This is a genomic window from Marinobacter sediminum (assembly GCF_023657445.1).
Lineage (GTDB): Bacteria > Pseudomonadota > Gammaproteobacteria > Pseudomonadales > Oleiphilaceae > Marinobacter > Marinobacter sediminum_A.
Genome location: NZ_JAGTWY010000001.1, coordinates 1,634,994 through 1,656,199, shown reverse-complemented (window position 1 = coordinate 1,656,199; position 21,206 = coordinate 1,634,994). Strand labels below are relative to the sequence as shown.

Below are 21,206 nucleotides of genomic sequence, written 5' to 3'. Positions count from 1 at the left end.
ATGGGGCCTGCTGGCGTTTCAGAGGGGAAAACTTTGAGGCAATTCTAACAGACTTATTATTCAGGCAATAAGGTCCGTTCCAGGCAACAGATCCTGTAGTTCATACCACTGTCGCAGGTACAGAGTTCGTTGCGGCCAGCAGTGTCTCGGTATCAAACCGTACCTACCCCGCCCAGAGTCGTACTCGGAACCGGCTCTTGCGCCAGAGCAAGGCCAGCCAGAGGGCGTGGGCGTTGATCAGAAACGCCAGTAGCCACTCAAAAGCATCGTCCTTGCGGCTGTGGAACTCTGGTGCCACTCCGTTGAGTATCACCGAGAGAATGCCGACGCCAAGAGTCAGCTGGCACAGGTTCATCAGTCTCTTGCCCGTGTGCTTCCATTGCGGGTGGCCTTGCAGACCGGCACTCACAAGCACCTCACAGATGAAGGTGAGTGAGAAATACAGAACCACACCAATCCGGCGGATCAGGTTGAAGCCGTCCCCGGCGTGCCCCAGCGCGAGGGTATAGGCACCGAGGGATACGCTGGCGATCAGCCCCAGCCATGGAATCCAGGCAACCCCTGATGAATGAATGCCAAGCTGGCGCAGCCAACGGCCATTCAGCCACCAGAACGAGATGCCGAGTAAGGCAGCCGGCAGCATGGTGCCTTTGAAAATAAAATAAGAGGTGCCGTGTCGGCCGGTACCGCTGATGCTGGTGCAACTGTCCCAATAGGGCACACACAGCTCCACATACCCCTCCAGCACCGAAACCGCGAAGGTCGTATGAATCGTCAGCAGGGGCACAAGGCCCGCGGCGAGAGCGAGCCACCAGAGATGGACGGAACGATGGTCTGCCATAGCTGAAGAACCTCTGAGCAACTGAAAACCTGACCACGGGCAGGGCGGATGCCAATCCATTCCACCCGGCCGCATTGCGGCAAGGTGCCGATTATTATCAATACAAAGCACATGCACATAGTGATGAGCTGCGCGAGTGTTTTGGTGTTAAATTGACAGAGCCAGAAAACATTTTGGTGGAGGCCCGTCATGTCTCTCAAACACAAGAAAATGAGATTATTGAATCGCACGTTTATAGGTATTTGTAAAATAATCTATAGGCCGATTTTTCATCGATCTGCTCGTCAGATTCTGAAGGGCAGACTCCTTGATCTGAACGAACCGGAAACGGGAAGGTGGCTTGAGTCAGATATAAAAGAGTATCTCAAGCAAACATGGGTTCGGTCTGACTTGTTGATGCCAGTTGCAGAGCTCGATAATTTGCCAACCTATGGCAATCGCCACAATGTATTTCTGGCGGTAATCACTACAGCAGCCTACCAGGAGATGATAGCGCGTGGAGTGCCTTCGGAGTATGCCAAGACACTGGTCGGCGATTTAGGCTGGAAAGTTTATAACTGGATGCTGACGATCGTCTCCATACCTTTTCGTCTCATTATCCGCGACCCGGCGAAACGCATGGAGAGGATTCTCCGGGCGCTAATGGTTTTTCCTTTCAGTGCGCCGGGTGCACCAGGGTATGAAGTGAAAGTATGGACTGAAGGAAGCGATACATACACGCACTGGACACACTGCCCACCACAAACCTTTGTTCGTCGCCTGATCGAATTGAATGGCGATCAAGGCGAGCTCGACGCATTCTTCAAGTCCTGGTGTCTTTATGATTGGCCCGGTGCGGACGTCCTCGCCAACGATGGTCAGCATGGGCATTACAGCCGCCCGCATACCCTCTCCCAGGGCGATTCAATTTGCGATATGTGCTGGCGTGGTTGCGCGAAGAATGAAACGGATCGAAGGGATTAATGCCGGCGATCCTTTTTTCAACGAGATAAAAGCAAGATAGGCGTTGGCCTGTTTTACCCATCGATTTGAGATCCGGGCAATTAATAGCAGGGGTATAAATCTTTAAGCATATCAAGACTAATGGTTGCCTTTTGTGTCTTTAATAATCTAATGCCCGCGCCAGACTGGCTTATTCTTTAATTGTGGGGCTGCGTTACAAATAGGGAGGTAACGGAGATGGACAAAGTAGACTGGCGAATAAGGGGATTGGAGTTTGTAAATTGTAATTGCGACCTGGGATGCCCGTGCCAGTTCATGGGGCGGCCGACCTTTGGTGACTGTGTGGCGTTTGCCGCGGTGAAAATTGAAGATGGATTCTTCGGTGATACGCGTCTGGACAACCTGGGCTTTGCAATGACCCTGAAGTGGCCGGGCGCCATTCATGAAGGTAATGGCACGGCACAGGCCTTTGTCGATGAGCGGGCCAGCCCGGGACAACGGGAAGCGCTGATGGCAATCCTGTCAGGTGAGACATCTGAGCCGGGGGCGACGTTCTTTAACGTGTTCGCGAGCACAGTGACGAAAATGCACGATCCGGTTTTTTGTCCTATCGAGATGACCTGCGATGTTGAATGTCGTCATGCCAAAGTGCGGGTTGCGGATCTTATTGAGGCAAGTGGTACGCCCATTCTCAGTCCGGTTGATGGCTCAGAGCATCGGGTACGCATCGATTTGCCCAATGGTTTCGAGTACGCCGTTGCCGAGGTGGCGCGCGGCCGTACCAGTGCTCATGCCGACGTTCCGATGGAGCTGGACGCCAGCCACAGTCATCTGGCGCACCTGGATATTGGTCCGACCGGGGTTCGTCACTAGACTCCTGGAGTGGACAATGGGTAACAGGAATACTGTGTTCACACGCCAGGTATCGCTGGGCTCGCTGGTAACCCTGATCGGCTTGCTGGCGATCACCTCGTTATGCTGGTTGTATCTGTTTGACATGGCCGCCGATATGGCGGCCATGTCAATGGGCGATATGATGAGTTTCAGGCACTGGACGCCCGGGTATTTCGCCGCGATGCTGCTGATGTGGAGCATCATGATGGTCGCTATGATGACGCCAAGCGCGGCACCGATGATTCTGTTGTATCGGCAGGTCGCACGAAAGAACCATCTGGCCGGGGCTTTTTTGGGAACGGCCTTATTTGCCGGAGGTTATCTTCTGATCTGGGGGCTCTTCAGCCTTGTGGCCACGGCCCTGCAGTGGTTATTGGAAGAATCGGCGTTACTCAGCCCAAAGATGCTCAGCCAGAATCAGATGTTCAGCGGCACCGTGCTGGTCGCCGCTGGTATTTATCAGTTTTCCTCCCTGAAGCAAGCCTGTCTCCGCCGTTGTCGCGGCCCTCTGTTGTTTATTACCCGGTACTGGCGGTCCGGGCTGTGGGGGGCTTTCGAAATGGGTGTTCGCCACGGGGCCTATTGTGTGGGCTGCTGCGTTGCGCTTATGGCGCTGTTGTTCGTTGGCGGTGTAATGGATCTTAGCGTGATCGCAGCCATCGCCTTTGTGGTGCTGCTGGAGAAGCTGATACCCGGTGGTGAATGGCTGGCGAGGGCAGTTGGAGCGCTGGCCATTGCCCTCGGTGTGGTTCTGATTGTGTAGGGCCCGGTTGCAGGCGAAAAAACGGTTGTTGCTTAAAACCACCAATCCAAACAGAGAATCTGCTTATGGCCACTGAAACGGCAATGTTGAGCCTGGACAACCCGGTGTTCGTGACTTACCTGTTAGCGGCCTCCATCATGCTGCTGAAGCTCATGCTGCAGCCGTGGATGACCGTGGTTCGAATGATGACGGTGCGTGCGGGTTTTCGCAGCCCTGAAGACGCCAGGAAGAGCCCTCTGAATCCAACGCCTTCCAGCGGCCAGCTGGAGCCGAATGAGCACGTTGAACGCTCACGGCGTATGAACCTGAATGATTTGGAAAGCATTCCGGGGTTTCTCATGGCGGGCTTTCTTTTCGTCTTAACGGAGCCGCCACTGATACTCGCGCAAGTATTGATCTGGGGTTACGTGATCGCCAGAGGGGCGCACTTCATCGCGTATTTAACAGCCCAGTTGCACGATGTCCGCGCAACCTGTTGGACTTTCAGCTCCCTTCCGGTGCTTGTGATGGCGGTATACATCCTTCTGGCTGGCTTGTCTGCCTGAGGTGTGCGCCAGTTAGTCGATATCCGGAAGTAACGGCACAGCCTCAACTCAGAGGCCATAGCTCGTTGAAAAAATGGGTTAGCCCGGAAGTTGTTTAACAAGCGACCGAGACGAAGCGCCGTAAAAACTGGATAATGGCGGGTTTAAGCCTTACGGCTCGCCAAATTCTCCTATCCTGGTGCTCCCGCAATGGAAATCAACGTCAACTTTCTCGACAACCTCCGACTAGAAGCCAAGTTTGACGACTTCACCGTCATCACGGACCAGCCTATTCGGTACAAAGGCGACGGTTCGGCGCCCAGTCCCTTCGACTACTTCCTGGCGTCATCGGCGCTGTGTGCGGCCTATTTTGTCCGGGTTTACTGTCTGGCGCGTGATATTCCCACGAACAATATCCGCCTGTCGCAGAACAACATTGTCGACCCTGAAAACCGCTACAACCAGATTTTCAAGATTCAGGTTGAGTTGCCTGAGGACCTTTCTGAAAAAGACCGGCAAGGCATTCTGCGTTCGATCGACCGCTGCACGGTCAAGAAGGTGGTGCAAACCGGCCCTGAGTTCCAGATTGAAACCGTCGAAAGTCTGGATCAGGACGCGCAAGCCTTGCTGATGGTGGAGCCGGATAGTGAGGCCAGCACTTACATCGAAGGGAAGGACCTGCCGCTTGAGCAAACCATCGCCAACATGACCGGTATTCTGGCGGATCTCGGTATGAAGATTGAGATCGCGTCCTGGCGCAACATTGTGCCTCATGTCTGGTCGCTGCACATTCGCGATGCGGCCTCACCCATGTGCTTCACCAATGGCAAGGGGGCGACCAAGGAAAGCGCTTTGTGTTCGGCGCTGGGCGAGTTTATTGAGCGTCTGAACTGTAATTTCTTCTACAACGATCAGTTCTTTGGTGAGGACATCGCCAACAGTGAGTTTGTTCATTATCCGAACGAGAAATGGTTCAAGCCGGGGCTGGATGACGAGCTGCCGACGGACATTCTCGATGACTACTGCCTGGACATCTATAACCCGGACGGTGAGCTGGCCGGTTCAAACCTGATCGACACCAACTCCGGTAAGACTGAGCGTGGTATTTGCTCTTTGCCCTTTGTTCGCCAATCGGACGGGCAGGTGGTGTATTTCCCCTCGAACCTGATTGAGAACCTGTTCCTGAGCAATGGCATGAGCGCGGGCAATACGCTGTTTGAGGCCCAAGTGCAGTGCCTGTCGGAGATCTTTGAGCGGGCCGTGAAACGGCAGATCATCGAAGAGGAAATTGCCCTGCCGGATGTACCCCTGGAGGTGCTCCGGAAATACCCTGACATTCTCGAAGGTATTGAGGCGCTGGAAAAGCAGGGGTTCCCGATTCTGGTCAAGGATGCGTCACTGGGTGGTCAGTTCCCGGTCATGTGTGTCACCTTGATGAACCCGAGAACCGGCGGCGTGTTCGCGTCCTTCGGTGCACACCCGAGCTTTGAGGTAGCACTGGAGCGCAGCCTGACCGAGTTGATGCAGGGTCGCAGCTTTGAGGGCCTGAACGATGTGCCTGCGCCCACGTTCAACAGTCTTGCTGTGTCTGAGCCTAACAACTTTGTTGAGCACTTTATCGATTCCACCGGGGTGGTTTCCTGGCGCTTCTTCAGTGCCAAGCAGGATTATGAATTCCGCGACTGGGACTTCTCAGGCACCAACGAAGAAGAGGCTACCGGTTTGTTCCGGATCCTCGAGGAACTGGGTAAAGAGGTCTACGTGGCCGTGTATGAGGACCTGGGCGCGCCAACCTGCCGTATTCTGGTGCCAGGCTATTCGGAGGTTTACCCCGTCGAGGACCTGATTATGGATAACACCAACATGGCCCTGGACTACCGCGAAGACATCCTGAACCTCCATACCCTGAGTGATGACCAACTGGCTGATCTGGCGGAGCGGCTGGAAGCAAGCCAGCTTGATAACTACATGACGATCACCAGCCTGATCGGCATCGAGTTTGATGAGAATACCGTGTGGGGTCAGTTGACGATCCTCGAGCTGAAGCTGCTGATCTGCCTGGCACTGCAATGGCATGAAGAAGCGCTCGAATTCGTCGACATGTTTTTGCAGTTCAACGACAACACGGTCGAACGGGGACTGTTTTACCGGGCGGTAAATGCCGTACTGGAAGTCATCCTCGATGAGGAGCTTGAGCTGGAAGACTATCTGGCCAACTTCCGGCGCATGTTTGGTGAACAGACCATGGATGCCGTGGTTGGCTCGGTTGATGGCAGTGTTCGCTTTTACGGTCTTACTCCAACCAATACGCAACTGGATGGCCTGGATAAACACCTGCGCCTGATCGATAGCTATAAGAAACTGCACGCAGCGCGAGCTGCGAGGGCGAGCTAAAAAGCTGCTTAACCGCGGCCCTCGCCTGGCTCAGCAGGGCAGACTTTTCGTCTGCGCGCTGTCGACATCGTAATAGTCGATTTTTACTGTCTTGAAGTTCAGGTCGACGAAGAGATGGCAGTAATAGTCGCCATGGCGCCATGCCATGGCGACGCTGGAACTGTTGGAGTAGTTCAGTTCAAAATGGCCGTCGAAGGCCGGGTAATTACTGCGGAACTTCATCAAGCTCAGCAGGCGTTGCACGACCGGCTTTTGAAACTCCTGTTCCACTTCGTCCAGACTGTAGTAGTGACGATTAATATCCCGCAGCTCTCCGCTTTGCTCCATCAGCTCGTGGTCATTGCACCCTGCAAGCAGCCCAACGTAGTAAACCTGTGGAATGCCCGGAGTGAAAAACTGGATCGCCCGGGCGGCAATGTAGGCATCATCGTTTTGCATAAGCGCGTCATAGAACGTACAGGTAAGCTGATAGATCGCGCCCACGCTGTGGATGTTGGCCGCTGAGCGCCGCATGATAGGGTCCGCACTGCGCGCATCGATGTTGTCGATGAGTACTTTGATTTTTTCATCCGGCAACACCCCTTCGACATCCGGAATACAGATACCATCGTGTGTGTCCAGAACCGTGACCATATTGCGTGGGCACATGCGCAGCCAGTTCTTCAGATACACACTATTGGCGTCCAGCAGCGAGTAGAGCAGCAACGGCGGCAGCGCAAAGCCGTATGGGTGCATGTTGCGTCGGCTGATCGCATACTGGTAACTGGTGTGGTCGTGGACTTCCGGCAAGCATTCCGCGCCGTGTTTGAAGGCTACCTGGTTAATCCAGTCGAGAATCCGGTAGACCTCCGGCTCAACCAGAAAGCAGCTGGTTCCGATGCGTTTGGTGGTGTAGCCGAAGGCATCAAGCCTCAGCAGATTAACGCCTTTTGACGTGAGAAAGCCGATGTAGCTTTCCATCAGGCTGTAAGCCTGGTCGGAGTCATAATTCAGATCAATCTGCTGTTCGGTGAACGTGCACCAGACTCGGGTTTTTGTACCATCCGCAAGCGTGACTTCGCGGAAGGGTTCCTTCTCCTTGCGAATGTGAATCTTGGCCATGTCGTCCGGGGAGATCTCACCAAATTTGTCCACATGAACAAAGAGATCGGCATACTCCGAGTTAAAGCCTTTGGCGATGAAGTCCTTGAACTCGGGGGACTCATCGGAAATATGATTTACTGTCAGGTCGACGCATAAATCGTACTTCTGCGTGAAGGCTTCAATGTCATCCCAGGTGCCAAAATCCGGATCTACTTCCTTATGGGTTAACGGTGAAAACCCGCCATCGGCATTGGAGGGAAAAAACGGCAGGATATGCAGCCCACCGATGGCCTCTGACAGATGTTTGTCGACGACGGTATAGAGGTCTTTCAGGTCATTGCCGATTCGATCTGGGTAACAGATCAGCTGCACTGCATTTTTTAGCAGCATGCGTTTGGCTCCTGGATTGAATGGATGCCGGCGCAGGGATGTGTTCCGGCCCCGGCGTTTTGTCAGATCACGCCGCGAAATCGCCTAAAGGCACGATCTTTTCCAGCTTCGTTGCACGCCGCTGCTCAACCGAGTTGATGAACTCCCGGCCCCAATAGTCGATGTCGTAACGACTCACTGCTTCAAAGGCTTCGCTCAGTCGGTTCCGGGCTTCGCTACGGCTGATTGCCAGTGCGTAGTAGCAGGTATCTGCCAGGTCCTGGGGGTGATGCGGGTTGGCCAGAATGGCACCGCGCAGTTCGGCCGCCGCGCCTGCAAACTCGGACAGAACCAGCACGCCGCTGCCTTTGGTCAATCCCTGAGCCGCGATGTATTCTTTCGCGACCAGGTTCAAACCATCCCGCAGCGGCGTAATCCACATGACATCCGCCATGGTGTAGTAGGCCACCAGTTCTTCGAAGGGCAGGGCGCGGAAAAAGAACTGCACCGGAGTCCATCCGACCTGCGCAAATTTCCCGTTAATGCGCCCGACCGTCTGTTCGATCTGCGACAGCAGTTCCTCGTATATGGTCATCCCCGCAGCAGCCGGCACACAGACCATCATCAGGGTGACCTTGGTTGCCAGCTCTGGATGTTCGTCCAGCATGCGCTCGTAGGCATCCAGCTTCTCGATAATGCCTTTGGTGAAGTCGAGACGTTCCACCGACAGGATCAGCCGAACATCCATCAGTTCTTTACGCAGGGTTTCCATCCGCGCGACGACATTCTGATCAGACAGGGCACCACGAACGCGGTTCAGGTCGAGTCCGACCGGGTGCGCGCCCAGGCCGATCTTGCGGTCATTCACCGTGATTTCGGTACTCATTTCATCAAGACCAACCGCACACCCATAGGTCAGAAAGCGGGGTGCACAACCCATCTTCTGAGTGACCTCCAGAGGGGTTACACCTCTGGCGACATCCACAAAGTTCTCGGCCTGCCTGGGGATATGGAAACCAATATGGTCGCACTGCAGCAGGCTGCCAATGATTTCACGGCGCCAGGGCAGAACGTTGAACACATCCGCTGAAGGGAAATAGGTGTGATGGAAGAAGGCGATGGTGAGGTCGGGGCGCATCTCGCGCAGGAATGCCGGCACCATCCAAAGGTTGTAATCGTGGATCCAGACGACGGCGTTTTCTGCCGCTTCCTCTGCGGTGCGCTCTGCAAACAGTTTATTGACCTTGAGGAACACCTGCCAGTGATCGTCCCGGAAGGTGGCACGCTCCCAGAAGGTATGTAAGGTGGGCCAGAAGGCCTCTTTTGAGAACCTCTTGTAGAAGATATCAACGTCTTCCTTGCTCAATGCCACCCGTGCCGCGACCAGTTTTTCGTAGCGGCCGGTATCCACTTCCGTATGGGTCTGAAAGGGGCCCAGATCGGGATCATCGATCGACCAGGCCACCCAGGAACCGGCCTTGCCATCGGCAAAAAAGCTTAACAGCGTAGGAATGATGCCGTTCGGCGATTTGGGTCGACGTCGAATCAACTCACCATTCTCAACAACCTCTTCATACGGCAGACGGTGGTAGACAATCACCAGGTCCGATTTGCCCCTGTTCATGTAGTCCGGCGCTTCGGCTTCAATACCCAAATGACCCAGGTAACCGAAATGTTCGACAGCCTCCAGAATGCCCCCACAGCCAGTTGCCCCGGCATGAAACACCCGCGCCTTTTGTTCGGTCGCATCCAACAGCCCTGTCTCGGATTCGCCGACACAGACACCCTTGAAGCCGTGTTGATACATCGATAAATCGTTCAGGGTGTCACCGGCAACCAGCACCGCTTCCGGATCAATACCCAGGTGTTCGACCAGGCGGGACAGGGTATGTCCCTTGTTAACGCCCTGCGGCAGTATGTCCAGGTACTTTCCCGCCGAGAACAGTACATCACAGGACAATGCTTCCGCGCGTGCCATCATGTCTTCGCCGACCAGGTCGCTGTGGCAGAAATAAGAGACGCGGCGTTCCTGGGGCACTTCCTGACGCTGCAAGCCTTCGATTGAGGACAGGGCATCCTCGACCATTTGCTCACCTGGCCAGAGTTCGTCGATTTCGCCCTGCAATGGCTGTATCGCCTGTTGCGAGGCTCCATGTACCACCGTACAACCGACATCACAGATAATGTAGTCCGGCTGAGGAATCGTCGGATCTGATAGCAGAGGTAGTACGGATTCCAGCCCTCGACCGGTAACAAACACTAAATCGATTTCGGGGTGAGCCGAGATGAGTCGATAAAGCTTCAGGCGATTTTCCGGATCACCCGCAAGAAAGGTACCGTCAAGGTCGGTGGCAAGTAGCATTGTCTACTCCTGTATAAGTTTTTCCTTATGTCCAGGAGTTCAGCAGAAGTTTGCATATGAATGGGAACCGCTTAGCAAGGGCAAAGCTTTGCTGAACTAGGGGACCCTGCAGAACACCGCTTGCAGTTTTCATACCGGAATCCGATACCGTCCCTGGGTTTCGGTCTGGAAAATAGAAAAATACCCTGATAAAAACATAGAGATACAGAAAGCGAGGGGTGATGGAAGGTTAGGCGGGCCGTTCGTTTTAAGCTGCATCATTATAGTGCGGCTTTCTGTCTGGAGGACGTTGTAACGCTTTAGACGCAACTGCATGGTGCACCTCTTGCAAGCCTGGAATATGCGCATTTTGAACCCAGGGTGCAGACGTCTCATGAAATTGCCGGACTGATTGAGAAAGAGGGGTATGGCGTCAAACCCGGCATCTTGCCTGTTCTGGTGATAGGGGACGCTGCATGCCATTATCTTTTCTTTCTCTGCTATGCGGCATACCGAACGAATGAGTCGGACCCGCTTTCGGCGTAGAGGGTTTAAGTCACGTCTGCCTTCAATGGGGAAGTAATCAAGATGAGCTCAGATAAATATTCAAAGGGGTTGGAAGTTCGAAGGGATGTTCTGGGGGATGAGTACGTGAATAAGGCGATGTCATCGGCAACTGAATTTACAAAACCTCTTCAGGATCTGGTGATTGAGAATTGCTGGGGCCAAACATGGAGTGAGGGTGTTCTCCCGAAATCAACTCGAAGCCTGGTAACACTGGCAATACTCACTTCGCTGAGAGCATCGGGTGAGGTGAAAACTCATGTTCTGGGAGCGCTGCGCAATGGATGTACTGTTGAAGAAATACAGGATGTTTTGCTGCATTGTTCCGTATATTGCGGTGTCCCGGCTGGGGTAGAGGCCTTCAGGGCGGCAAAAGAGGTCGTTGATGAATGGCAAAAGGATGGCGGTAACAGCTAACCATTGAAAGAGTGCTTTGCGGCAGCGGGCTACATCAACGATAAATGGCCCTGCCCGCGTCTCATGCGGGCAGGGCCTGGTTGGATTTAACGGCCTCCGATCATCCCGGACTCGTCCGAGATCACGATCTCCACGCGTCGGTTTTGCTGACGCCCATAGCCGGTATCGTTGGTTGCTACGGGATAGGCCTCTCCGTAGCCTTCGACTTCCACCCGGCTGCTGGAAATGCCCTGACTCAACAGCGAATCGTAGACTGACATGGCACGACGCTCTGACAAGCGCTGGTTGTATGCCTCTGCTCCGGTACTGTCGGTGTAGCCTTCAATCCGCACACGGCGATTTTCATATTGCAGCATGAATTCTGCGAGGCGGGCCACCGTGCGCTCTCCGGCCGCTTTCAGTTCAGCCTCGTTCAGGTCGAACAGCACATCGCCCAGAGTCAGCACCATGCCGCGGTCGGTCTTTTCCGCTTTAAGCGCTTCCATCTGCGCCCGGAGTGCCTCAGTCTCGTCGGTTTTCAACTGCAGCATCATCTCATTGCGGCGCTCTTCCGCAGAACTGATCTCGCTTTCCAGTGCAGCGCGGAGACCCTGTTGTTGCGCAATCTCTGCATGCCGGTTGGCAAGGTAGGCGGCGTGTTCAACCTGCGAAATATCTGCGTCGTCTTTCAGTAACGCCTCGGCTCTGTCGAGCTGGGTTTTGGCACTACGCAGTTGGCTGGCACCGCTACGGGCGACATTCGGGTCCTGCTCGATACTCAGGTAGGTCGACCGGGCCTGCTCAATTTTGGCATTGTTTGCGGGGGAGCTGGCACAGCCGGCCAATAGTGTGAATAGCCCGACCATGATGCTAAGGGATAGGGTACGCTTCATCATCTCAATCTCCTTGTCAGGGCTTACTGTTCATCCATTTCAAGCCGATTTTGAAGGTTTTCGATACTCCTGTTTATCTCAGCCACGGCCTGTGTCGCTCTTTCGGTTTGTGAGCGTGCAGCGGCGAGTTGGGCGTCGACAGCGGCCTTCTCCAACAGTCGTTGTGCTTCTGTGTATTGCTCCCGGTCGATTAATTCACGAGCATCGGCCAGTTTATTCTGGGCCTGGTTGAGCAATACAGGTTCGAATTGGCGGGCATCGGCGGCTTCTGCCTGCTGAATGGCGGACTGAGCTGACTGAAGCTGGCTATCCGGCTTCGGACCCGGTCCGGCGCAGGCCATTAGTGCCATGGTCAGGCCAATAATAATGAGAGTACGTGCTAAAAGGCGGTGAGGCTTCATGTGTAAACTCCCCTGTCTACGGTATTACCCGTCTGCTGACGGTAGAAACAATTTTGTAAAAATATGTAAAACCATCAACAGCAACTATAGCAGTAAAAGTCTGGATAGAAGGTTTTTCGATGTTTTTTTTATGCTTGTTTCAAGACACTCATGTGTGGCGAAAGAGTCGGGAGGTACTTTATGGCTAAGTCTGAGGGGTGGTCGCAAAAGGTCACCAAATCGAGTGATGCCCTGGACCTTGAGCATGGCGTGTTTGCTCTTGAAGATCCCGGGGAGATCGCCCGCTCCCTGAAAAAGTCTGCTGAAGAGAGTGCTCGGCGCAAATCGGATCCTTACCGCTCTGCCATGTCGATGCTGACGTTTTACATCAATCGCGCCGGAAAACAGCTTTCACAAGAGAGGCGGGACCATCTCGAAGCGGCAAAGGATGAGCTGCGAGAGCTTTTCGGCCGGCCTCGTAAAAATCAGCGGCAATGAACGAACCTCTCAACCCTTGCCTTATGACACAGTGCCCCAACGTGTAGGAGAACAATGAACCCGTTTTGCGATAAAGCGCGTAACAAACACGGTTATTTTCTGATGCAGTTGCATCGGTCCTGTTTTTAACCGAAGGAGAGAGCACAGCTATGAGCGACCCGACCTATACTCCGCCCAAGGTCTGGAAATGGGAGTCCGAGAGCGGTGGCGCCTTCGCTAGCATCAATCGCCCGATTGCCGGCCCTACCCATGACAAAGAACTTCCTGCCGGGAAGCATCCGTTACAGCTCTATTCACTGGCTACACCGAATGGTGTGAAAGTCACTGTAATGCTTGAGGAATTACTGGCCAGGGGATTTGAGGGCGCGGAGTACGATGCTTACCCGGTCCGGATTAAAGACGGTGAACAGTTTGGCAGCGGCTTTGTTGAGCTAAACCCGAATTCCAAGATTCCAGCGTTGCTGGACCGGAGTGGTGATCCTGCCGTTCGTGTATTCGAGTCCGGTTCTATTCTGTTGTATCTGGCAGAGAAGTTCGGTGCCTTCCTGCCGAAAGACATTGCCGGCCGGACAGAAACCATGAATTGGCTGTTCTGGCAGATGGGCAGCGCGCCCCTTCTGGGCGGTGGCTTTGGCCACTTTTACGCTTATGCGCCTGAAAATTATGAATACCCGATCAATCGCTACGCCATGGAGGTCAAGCGGCAGCTGGATGTACTGGACAGGCAGTTGGCGAACAATCGCTACATTGCCGGTGATGAGTACACCATTGCGGATATGGCAATCTGGCCCTGGTACGGCGCACTGGTAAAGAACAAGGTATACGACGCTGCAGAATTCCTTGAAGCTGAGTCCTACACGAACGTGATTCGTTGGGCCGACGAGATTGCCAAACGCCCGGCTGTGCAACGGGGCCGTATGGTAAACCGTACCTGGGGCGAGCCTGAGAGGCAGCTGCACGAGCGCCACGATGCCAGTGACTTTGAAAACAAAACTCAGGATAAACTTGCGGCCATTCTTGGGCATTCCTGAGGTACGAGTACCGCGAGCGAATGAAAACGGCAGCCATTGGCTGCCGTTTTTTTATGACTTAACGCCGGGGGATTAGTCTTCTACCTGGCTTTCATCATCAAGAATGAGTTCAACCTCCTCCGGATCCAGAATCTGAGCCTCATACATCAGCCCCTGGGCTTCGATCACTGTAACAAACGCCCTGAGGTGGCTTTTGGAGCCGTCCAGCAGGTTGGAGTAGGCGAGTATGATGGCGCGCTCGTCGGTTTGATTGATCGCCGCCAGAATATCTCTCATATCTTTTTCTTCAATCAGGCCTCCGACATGCAGGCCGTCAATAAGTGAGTTCTTTCCCTTCGCGGTAAGCTCATTATAAAGCGCCTGTAACTCTTCGTTGGTAAATACACCTATAGTGTCGTTTAATACAGGATCTTCAACGTCGAACTTTTCAAGTAAATAATCAATGGTGCTGGTATGGGTTTCTTCAGAAAGCGCGATTTTCGCAAAAACCTGTGTTTGATCGCCCCAGTATTGATCCATGGTTAAATAAACATCTCTGGCGAGTTTCTCTTCTTCACGCATGAATTGAAGATCACTCGTTTCGATGGTGGTTAAGTCGGTGGATGCTACTGCATCACCTTTGCCACCATCACGTTCAGGGCTGCCCGCAGCCATTGCAGCGCCACTAAAAAACAGGGAACTGATGAGTGCTGCAGTGATTATGGGTTGTGTTTTCATAAGGACCTCTTCTAGGCAGGTAGTATTCGAACCTGGATTTAACACTAAGACGAAATATACATAAAAAGGTTCATTAAAATATTGTAAGTGTGATTTTTGATTATCGATATTTAATTTAATTAAGTTTGTTATTATATTTCGTGTTTTTATTAAATAATAGATAACGATTTCGTTTTTCTTTTGTATTTGTGAAGTACTAATTCTACGTTTACTGCACCCACGCCATACGGAATGACACGCGCCTGGTTTCCATACCCATCCAGAAAACGCTCCCGTGGTCTATTCTTGGGGTAAATCCGGCGCAGTTTCATTTGCTGCCAGGCATTCATCAGGAGGGAATTGATGACACTACCCGCACCACTGACCGTTGATCAGGTATACCACCGGTGCCCGTTGGACCAACTGGACTTCGATACCACCGACTCTCTGGAGGATCTCGACATTCCTTGCGGTCAGGAGCGTGTGCTGCGGGCACTGGAGTTTGGCGCAAGTATGCAGGCGGATGGCTTTAATCTTTTTGTGCTTGGGCCTTCCGGTGCGGGTAAGCATGAGCTGGTCGAGCGGTTCCTGTCACAACATGCTGCAAGGCAGCCCGTGCCGTTTGACTGGTGCCACGTGTACAACTTCCAGTTCTCTGACCGTCCCCGGGCAATTCAGTTGCCTGCAGGGGAGGGGCAGCAGCTCAAGAAGGATATGAGTGACCTGGCGTCAGAGTTGCGCACAGCCATACCTGCGACGTTTGAGAGCGAAGAGTATCAGGCAAGGTTGCAGGAATTGCAGGAGGAAATGGCCAAGCGACAGCATGAGGGCTTGTTTGATATTCAGGAAGAGGCGAATCGCAATAACATCGCCATGGTTACCACACCCGCTGGTTTTACCTTTGCACCCAAGCGGGATGGCGAGGTGATTGATCCGGATGACTACAAGACGTTTTCTGACGAAGAGAAGGAGCTGGTCGAGTCCAAGGTAGAAGAGCTGCAAAAGAAGCTTCAGCAGACCATTCAGCAGATTCCGCGGTTGCGAAAGGAAGTCCGGGAGCGAGTTCATGCGCTGAATGAAGAGATGGTGCAGCTCGCCCTGGGTGGTCCCATTGGAGAACTTCGGGAAAAATGGCGGCACCTGCCCGAGGTAGTCGACCACCTCGATGCTGTCCGTGAGGATGTGGTCGAACACGCTGAAGCGTTTCAGGACAGCGAAAACGGGCCGCCCAGTGGCCTGCTTGGTCGCTACAAGGTCAACTTGCTGGTGGACAACGCGGAAACGGTGGGTGCGCCAGTCATTTACGAGGATCTGCCAAACCATCAGCATCTGGCGGGCCAGATTGAGCATCGGGCCCGGCAAGGCACACTGTACACCGATTTCACCTTGATCAAGGGTGGTTCAGTTCACCGGGCCAATGGTGGTTACCTGATTATCGATGCCCGCCGGATACTGACCCAGCCGTTGGCATGGGAGAGCCTTAAACGCATTCTGTTTTCCGGTGAGATCCGTATTGAATCCCTGGAGCGTCTGTATGGGTTGGCGAGCACGGTGAGCCTGCAGCCGGAACCCATTCCGGTGTCGGTCAAGGTAGTGCTGCTGGGTGACCGGATGTTGTATTACCTGCTGTCCCATTACGATCAGGATTTTCTGGACCTGTTCAAGGTTGAGGCGGACTTCGAAGATGATCTCAACCGGGATGATGGTTGCTATGACCTGTATGCACGCATGATTGCGACCATGGCACGCAACCTGAAGTGCCGGCCGCTTGGCCGGGATGCGGTGGCAAGGTTGATCGAACACGCGAGCCGGCTGGCAGCGGATCAGCGCAAACTCACCGCCCATGACCGGGTGCTGCGAGACCTTATCAGCGAGGCCGATCATTGGGCGGATCGTTCAGGTGCCGGCACGATGGAGGTTGGCCACATTCAGCAAGCCATTGATGAACGGGAATACCGGGCCAGCCGGATTCGCGAACGAAGCCGTGAACAGATACACCGGGGCATCGTGATAATTGCTACCGAAGGTGAAACGGTTGGGCAGGTGAATGGGTTGTCGGTGCTGAAAATCGGCGCTTCCATGTTTGGTCAGCCGACACGAATCACGGCGACCGCCCGGCCGGGAAAAGGGCAGGTCGTTGACATTGAACGGGAGGCCAAACTGGGCGGCCCTATTCACAGCAAGGCGGTGATGATTCTTTCCCGCTTCCTGGCCAGCCGATATGCGGGCGATGGGGAATTGTCCCTGTCGGCCAGTCTGGCTTTCGAGCAGTCCTACGGCGGCGTAGAAGGGGATTCCGCTTCCATCGCAGAGACGTGTGTTCTGCTGTCGGCTATCAGCCGTATACCGCTGCGCCAGACGTTCGCTGTTACCGGCTCCATGAACCAGCATGGCGAGGTGCAGGCGGTCGGTGGTGTTAACGAAAAAATTGAAGGCTTTTTTGATGTTTGTCGCGAGGCTGGAATCGTTCGCGGTCATGGAGTGCTTTTACCGGCCAGCAATGTGGAACACCTGATGCTGAAAGCGGATGTTCGCAAGGCCATTGCCGATGGAGATTTCAGCATTTACCCGGTTTCGGATATCAATCAGGTGATTGAACTCCTGACCGGCATGGAGGCTGGCGACCCGAATGACGAGGGCGAGTTCCCGGAGGCATCCTTCAACCGGGCCGTGGCTGATCGCCTGTCGCGGTTTGCCGAAGTCAGCAAGAAGCGAGACGATAACGGAGGAAACAGTGACAGTAACGGAGACAAGGGCCGTGACTGATCCCGCCAGGGCTGAAGAATCCATTAACGGTCGTGGACGTGTCCTGGTCCTGATTGACGGTTCGCGGATGAGCTATGCGGCCCTGGAGGCCGCTGCAGATATCGCCGGAAAACGTGGAGCCGACGTTCTGGGTGTGTTCGTTGAGGAGTTAAACCTGGTGCGCAGTGCCGGGTATGGCTTTTCCAGGGAGGTTGGCTCGGCGTCCGGGATTAGCCGTCCTTTTGATCAGGAAATCCTTGAGCAGCGCATGCGGGGCGTGGCTGAACGGGCGCGTGCCGCCCTGGCCCGCGCAGTTAAGCACAGCGGAGGCAGGCAGGCGCTCAGTATCGCGCGTGGTCGTGTGATTGATGAGGTGCTGGCGCTCACTGGCCCGGAAGATCTCCTGGTGCTAGGCCGTGCCGGTTGGTCTTCCTCGTCTGGTAGTCGCCTGGGTTCTACTGCTCGGGGGCTGATTCGGCAGTCACCGGGGCGGGTGTTGCTGTGGTGTGAACATGAGCTGCTTTCGAAAGACCGGGTGGTCGTTTTTCTGAATGACCATGATGAGGCAAATCATCGGGCCGCATTGGCTGCTGCGGAGATCTCACGGTATTATCACCAGCCAGTTACGATTCTTCTGGGTGCTGACGGCAAGCCGGCCCCTGAGCGGCTTGAAGCCATCAAGCGTGATCTGGATATACTCGGGGCAGGCACGCGGTTGCGGATGGTGCCTGATAGAGACCCTGGTACGGTTGCCCGGGTCTTGCGGGAAGAGGGTGCCTCCCAACTGGTGATCAGTCGGGAATCGACGCTCCTCGCGGAACCGGGTGCAGAACCATTTCTAGCGGCGCTCAGTCTCCCTGTTACGGTGACGCCCTGATATTACAGGTGCCTCCTGCTTAGTTTTGATCCCAGGCGGTTTTGATGATTCTGGATGTTTTGTACATTGTCGGTCTGACAGTATTTGCGGGTGCCTGCATCCCATTGGGTGGCTTGCTGGCGAGCGTAGAGCGGATAAGTCCTAACTGGCTGGAACAGGAGTTCCGGCATTTCCTGATCGCCTTTGGGGGCGGGATTCTTCTTGGCGCTGTTGTGGTTGTTCTGGTGCCCCAAGGGCAGGAAGCCGTTGGCGATTCGTTGTTGGCCATTCCAGCCATCGTGGCCGGTGGGATTCTTTTCTTTGCAGTGGAGCGAATACTCGGGTTACGGCGGCGGGAATCGCCGCAGTTGATGGGCCTGATGCTTGATTTCGTGCCGGAAGCCGCGGCGCTCGGGGGACTGGTCGTGGTTAACCCGGGAATCGCATCGTTACTCGCGTTGCTGATTGCCTTGCAGAACCTGCCGGAGGGTTTCAATGCTTACCGTGAGTTACGGGAGCGTCCGGGCTATACGTCGCGCAAAACCCTGGTGTTCATGGGTAGTCTCGTTCTGGCGGGACCCCTGGCAGGGCTCCTGGGCTATTTCTTCCTGTCCGGGCATCAATTTATTCTTGGTATCATCATGTTGGTGGCATCGGGCGGCATTCTTTATCTGATTTTTCAGGATATCGCTCCCCAGGGCCGGCTTGACCGGCACTGGGGGCCGCCACTGGGCGCAGTTATCGGGTTCTGTCTGGCATTGTTCAGCCACGACCTGGTTACCCACGTCTGAGCACCCTTGCTGCATAGGCGGTCAGGCAATCTTCCGGGCGTCCTCCTTCCGCAGGACCTCTTCTATTTCTTCGGATGACAGGGTTTCCTGTTTCAGGACTGCCTTTGTGAGAGCTTTAAGCTGGTCACGGTGTTCACTCAGGAAGTCGATGGTAGCCTTCTCCAGCGCCAGAAGCTGTGACTGGATTTCGCCGTCGATCAGTTCTGCCATCTTCTCACTGAATTCCCTGGGCAAGCCCATTTCGCGGCCAAGAAAGACGTGCTCTTCACCAATGGTCAGACCAAGAGGGCCGATCTTTTCGCTCATGCCCCATTGGCCAATCATGCGGCGAATCAGCGTGGTAGCTTCCTTGAGATCGTTCTGGGCACCGGTGCTGACCTCGCCATAGATGAGTTTCTCAGCCGACCGGCCGCCAAGCATCACCTTGATGCGGTCCTTCAGGTAGCTTTCGGTATAATTATAGCGGTCTTCCCTCGGCGTCTGTTCCGTGACGCCCATTGCCATACCGTGGGGAATAATGGTGATTTTGGTGAGCGGGTCAGCCTTTGGCAGGTAGTACGCCATGATGGCGTGCCCGCATTCATGGTAGGCCACTGCTTCCCGTTCCTCCGGGTTCAGGTGGGCATCACTTTCCTCGCCCAGAATGATCCGGTCCCTGGCCACATCAAAGCAGTGGGCATTGACCTCCTGGAGGTTTTCGCGGGCAGCCGTCAGCGCTGATTCATTCACCAGGTTTTTCAGGTCGGCACCGGAAAAACCGATGGTGCGGGCAGCGAGCTGCTCAAGGTTTACATCTGCCCCCAGAGGCACCTTGCGCACATGTACCTTCAGAATGGCTTCCCGGGCCTCTTTATGCGGGAGGCCGAGAGTGATCTTTCGATCAAAACGGCCGGGGCGGAGCAGGGCGCTGTCGAGCACGTCCGGCCGGTTGGTTGCAGCCAGCACAAGGATGTTCTCGTAAGCTTCAAAACCATCCATCTCCGTCAGGATCTGGTTCAGGGTCTGCTCCCGTTCGTCGTGCCCACCGCCGAGGCCGGCGCCACGTGAGCGACCGATGGCATCCAGTTCATCGATAAAAATGAGTGCCGGGGCCTCTTTTCGCGCATTCTGAAACATATCGCGGACCCGGGATGCACCGACACCGACGAACATTTCAATGAATTCAGACGCGCTGATACTGAAGAAAGGCACCTCCGCCTCGCCGGCAATGGCTCTGGCCAAAAGGGTCTTGCCGGTACCCGGCGGGCCGACCAGGAGGATGCCCTTGGGCATGACAGCGCCCAGGGCCCGGAATTTTTCCGGGGTTTTGAGGAAATCGATGATTTCCGTGATTTCCCGCTTGGCCGACTCGATGCCGGCAACGTCATCCAGTGTTGTGGTGGAGGTTTCCTTGCGCGCCCTGCGGGCCTTGGATTTTCCGAAATCGAACGGTCCTCCGCCCTGGGTCATACGCTTCTGAGCGGCACCCCAGAACCAGAACATCAGCGCCAGCAGCAAAATCCAGGGCAGGAAGCCCCGAATCATCTCTTGCCACCAGGGTAGTCCGGACGGCGTTGCCCTGATGGTTACCTGGCGGTCTTCAAGAAGGTCCAGCAGTGAGGCATCTTCCATGGGAGGACGAATGGTGTGAAATGCCGGACTAGTGACTCCCGAGGCGTCGTCGGAACTGAAAGAGGCCGCGCCGCTGTCGCTGAACAGGCCATTGATGGTTTCTTCTTTCAGGGTGACTTCTTTCACCTGATCGTTGGCAACGGCGGTCTTGAACTCTGAGTAGGCGAGTTCATGAAGCCTTGGCTGTCCACTGTCCTGGATCCAGAGCACCATCAGGAAAATGGCGGCACTGAGCCAGAGGAATGAATACTGGCTGGGGATTGCCGGCTGCTGGTTGCCCGTGGGCTTCTGATCCTGGGGGTTGGTAGGTGCTGTCATTTCGGTCTCCGGTCACCCTCCATGATTTTCGCCACGAAGACGGCTTTCCCATAGGTCTCAAAGGACCACTTCATGGTGTCTGAAAGTACCTTCATCACCTCGTCGTATTCACCGAAGATCTCGGTGCTCATGCGCCCGGGATAGACTTCGAGCCCGGTTTCCTCCAGGCGGGCGATCAGGTCCCAGATCGCCTGCTTGTAATCCTCATTGAGCGGGTAACAGCTCAATTGCACTGACAGATACATAAATGCCTCCGGTTGTCCGTTCCCTGTATTC

General features: G+C 54.7%; 19 protein-coding genes and 1 pseudogene. 11 read left to right on the top strand and 9 right to left on the bottom strand.

All coding sequences use genetic code 11. From position 1 onward, the window contains the following. Nucleotides 1-56: 56 nt before the first annotated feature. Together KFJ24_RS18245 and KFJ24_RS07840 are read right to left on the bottom strand one after the other, a co-directional pair. Nucleotides 57-134 (bottom strand): annotated as a pseudogene (locus KFJ24_RS18245) (SEC-C metal-binding domain-containing protein); the annotation flags it as partial. A gap of 29 nt (nucleotides 135-163) precedes the next feature. Further along, nucleotides 164-841, bottom strand: a complete 678-nt coding sequence (locus KFJ24_RS07840) for a hypothetical protein (protein ID WP_250830513.1) — start codon at nucleotides 839-841, stop codon at nucleotides 164-166. Between the two features lie 189 nt (nucleotides 842-1,030). Here KFJ24_RS07840 and KFJ24_RS07835 point away from each other — a divergent pair, with 189 nt between their 5' ends. The 5 genes from KFJ24_RS07835 (at nucleotide 1,031) to KFJ24_RS07815 (ending at nucleotide 6,358) form a co-directional block, all read left to right on the top strand. Next, entirely contained in the window at nucleotides 1,031-1,804 is a 774-nt protein-coding gene (locus KFJ24_RS07835) for a hypothetical protein (RefSeq protein ID WP_250830512.1), read from the top strand. A 216-nt stretch (nucleotides 1,805-2,020) separates the two neighbouring features. Further along, the gene (locus KFJ24_RS07830; protein ID WP_250830511.1) at nucleotides 2,021-2,656 is read left to right on the top strand and encodes a DUF1326 domain-containing protein; all 636 of its coding nucleotides are present in this window, start codon (nucleotides 2,021-2,023) and stop codon (nucleotides 2,654-2,656) included. A gap of 16 nt (nucleotides 2,657-2,672) precedes the next feature. Continuing rightward, nucleotides 2,673-3,440 (top strand): DUF2182 domain-containing protein, encoded by a 768-nt coding sequence (locus KFJ24_RS07825; RefSeq protein ID WP_250830510.1) that lies wholly within the window; start codon nucleotides 2,673-2,675, stop codon nucleotides 3,438-3,440. Nucleotides 3,441-3,505: 65 nt separating this feature from the next. Then, complete coding sequence (locus KFJ24_RS07820; RefSeq protein WP_250830509.1) at nucleotides 3,506-3,985, top strand: MAPEG family protein; 480 nt, start codon at nucleotides 3,506-3,508, stop codon at nucleotides 3,983-3,985. A 189-nt stretch (nucleotides 3,986-4,174) separates the two neighbouring features. Continuing rightward, complete coding sequence (locus KFJ24_RS07815; RefSeq protein ID WP_250830508.1) at nucleotides 4,175-6,358, top strand: OsmC domain/YcaO domain-containing protein; 2,184 nt, start codon at nucleotides 4,175-4,177, stop codon at nucleotides 6,356-6,358. Between the two features lie 30 nt (nucleotides 6,359-6,388). Here KFJ24_RS07815 and gtfA read toward each other — a convergent pair whose 3' ends face one another. Both gtfA and ggpS read right to left on the bottom strand, forming a co-directional pair. Then, nucleotides 6,389-7,831 carry a sucrose phosphorylase gene (gtfA, locus tag KFJ24_RS07810; protein ID WP_250830507.1) on the bottom strand — a complete coding sequence of 481 codons (1,443 nt, stop codon included), beginning with the start codon at nucleotides 7,829-7,831 and terminating at the stop codon, nucleotides 6,389-6,391. Nucleotides 7,832-7,898: 67 nt separating this feature from the next. Beyond that, entirely contained in the window at nucleotides 7,899-10,172 is a 2,274-nt protein-coding gene (gene ggpS, locus KFJ24_RS07805) for a glucosylglycerol-phosphate synthase (RefSeq protein ID WP_250830506.1), read from the bottom strand. Between the two features lie 567 nt (nucleotides 10,173-10,739). Between ggpS and KFJ24_RS07800 the strand changes: the two genes are divergently transcribed. Further along, nucleotides 10,740-11,132: a carboxymuconolactone decarboxylase family protein gene (locus tag KFJ24_RS07800; protein WP_250830505.1), complete on the top strand. Its 393-nt coding sequence runs from the start codon at nucleotides 10,740-10,742 to the stop codon at nucleotides 11,130-11,132. Nucleotides 11,133-11,218: 86 nt separating this feature from the next. Here the strand turns inward: KFJ24_RS07800 and KFJ24_RS07795 are convergent, their stop codons facing one another. Both KFJ24_RS07795 and KFJ24_RS07790 read right to left on the bottom strand, forming a co-directional pair. Continuing rightward, the gene (locus tag KFJ24_RS07795) at nucleotides 11,219-12,007 is read right to left on the bottom strand and encodes an OmpA family protein (protein WP_250830504.1); all 789 of its coding nucleotides are present in this window, start codon (nucleotides 12,005-12,007) and stop codon (nucleotides 11,219-11,221) included. A gap of 20 nt (nucleotides 12,008-12,027) precedes the next feature. Continuing rightward, the gene (locus KFJ24_RS07790) at nucleotides 12,028-12,405 is read right to left on the bottom strand and encodes a DUF4398 domain-containing protein (protein WP_250830503.1); all 378 of its coding nucleotides are present in this window, start codon (nucleotides 12,403-12,405) and stop codon (nucleotides 12,028-12,030) included. A 180-nt stretch (nucleotides 12,406-12,585) separates the two neighbouring features. On the opposite strand from KFJ24_RS07790, the gene KFJ24_RS07785 reads away from it, so the two are divergent. Together KFJ24_RS07785 and yghU are read left to right on the top strand one after the other, a co-directional pair. Further along, a complete protein-coding gene (locus KFJ24_RS07785; protein ID WP_250830502.1) occupies nucleotides 12,586-12,882 on the top strand; it encodes a DUF3175 domain-containing protein in 297 nt (98 codons plus the stop codon). Between the two features lie 149 nt (nucleotides 12,883-13,031). Next, nucleotides 13,032-13,913 (top strand): glutathione-dependent disulfide-bond oxidoreductase, encoded by an 882-nt coding sequence (yghU, locus tag KFJ24_RS07780; RefSeq protein ID WP_250830501.1) that lies wholly within the window; start codon nucleotides 13,032-13,034, stop codon nucleotides 13,911-13,913. A gap of 72 nt (nucleotides 13,914-13,985) precedes the next feature. Here the strand turns inward: yghU and KFJ24_RS07775 are convergent, their stop codons facing one another. Continuing rightward, nucleotides 13,986-14,630 (bottom strand): DUF2202 domain-containing protein, encoded by a 645-nt coding sequence (locus KFJ24_RS07775; RefSeq protein ID WP_250830500.1) that lies wholly within the window; start codon nucleotides 14,628-14,630, stop codon nucleotides 13,986-13,988. Between the two features lie 342 nt (nucleotides 14,631-14,972). On the opposite strand from KFJ24_RS07775, the gene KFJ24_RS07770 reads away from it, so the two are divergent. The 3 genes from KFJ24_RS07770 to KFJ24_RS07760 are packed head-to-tail and all read left to right on the top strand — an operon-like array spanning nucleotide 14,973 to nucleotide 19,001. Next, a complete protein-coding gene (locus KFJ24_RS07770) occupies nucleotides 14,973-17,375 on the top strand; it encodes a Lon protease family protein (RefSeq protein ID WP_250830499.1) in 2,403 nt (800 codons plus the stop codon). Further along, nucleotides 17,368-18,231, top strand: coding sequence for a universal stress protein (locus KFJ24_RS07765; protein WP_250830498.1), 864 nt, complete (start codon nucleotides 17,368-17,370; stop codon nucleotides 18,229-18,231). The genes KFJ24_RS07770 and KFJ24_RS07765 overlap by 8 nt, the downstream gene beginning before the upstream one ends. 44 nt (nucleotides 18,232-18,275) lie before the next feature. Beyond that, nucleotides 18,276-19,001, top strand: coding sequence for a ZIP family metal transporter (locus KFJ24_RS07760; RefSeq protein WP_250830497.1), 726 nt, complete (start codon nucleotides 18,276-18,278; stop codon nucleotides 18,999-19,001). Nucleotides 19,002-19,022: 21 nt separating this feature from the next. On the opposite strand, the gene ftsH is transcribed toward KFJ24_RS07760, so the two are convergent. Both ftsH and KFJ24_RS07750 read right to left on the bottom strand, forming a co-directional pair. Next, complete coding sequence (gene ftsH / locus KFJ24_RS07755; RefSeq protein WP_250830496.1) at nucleotides 19,023-20,930, bottom strand: ATP-dependent zinc metalloprotease FtsH; 1,908 nt, start codon at nucleotides 20,928-20,930, stop codon at nucleotides 19,023-19,025. Further along, the gene (locus tag KFJ24_RS07750) at nucleotides 20,927-21,175 is read right to left on the bottom strand and encodes a YkoF family thiamine/hydroxymethylpyrimidine-binding protein (RefSeq protein ID WP_250830495.1); all 249 of its coding nucleotides are present in this window, start codon (nucleotides 21,173-21,175) and stop codon (nucleotides 20,927-20,929) included. The genes ftsH and KFJ24_RS07750 overlap by 4 nt, the downstream gene beginning before the upstream one ends. Nucleotides 21,176-21,206: the final 31 nt, after the last annotated feature.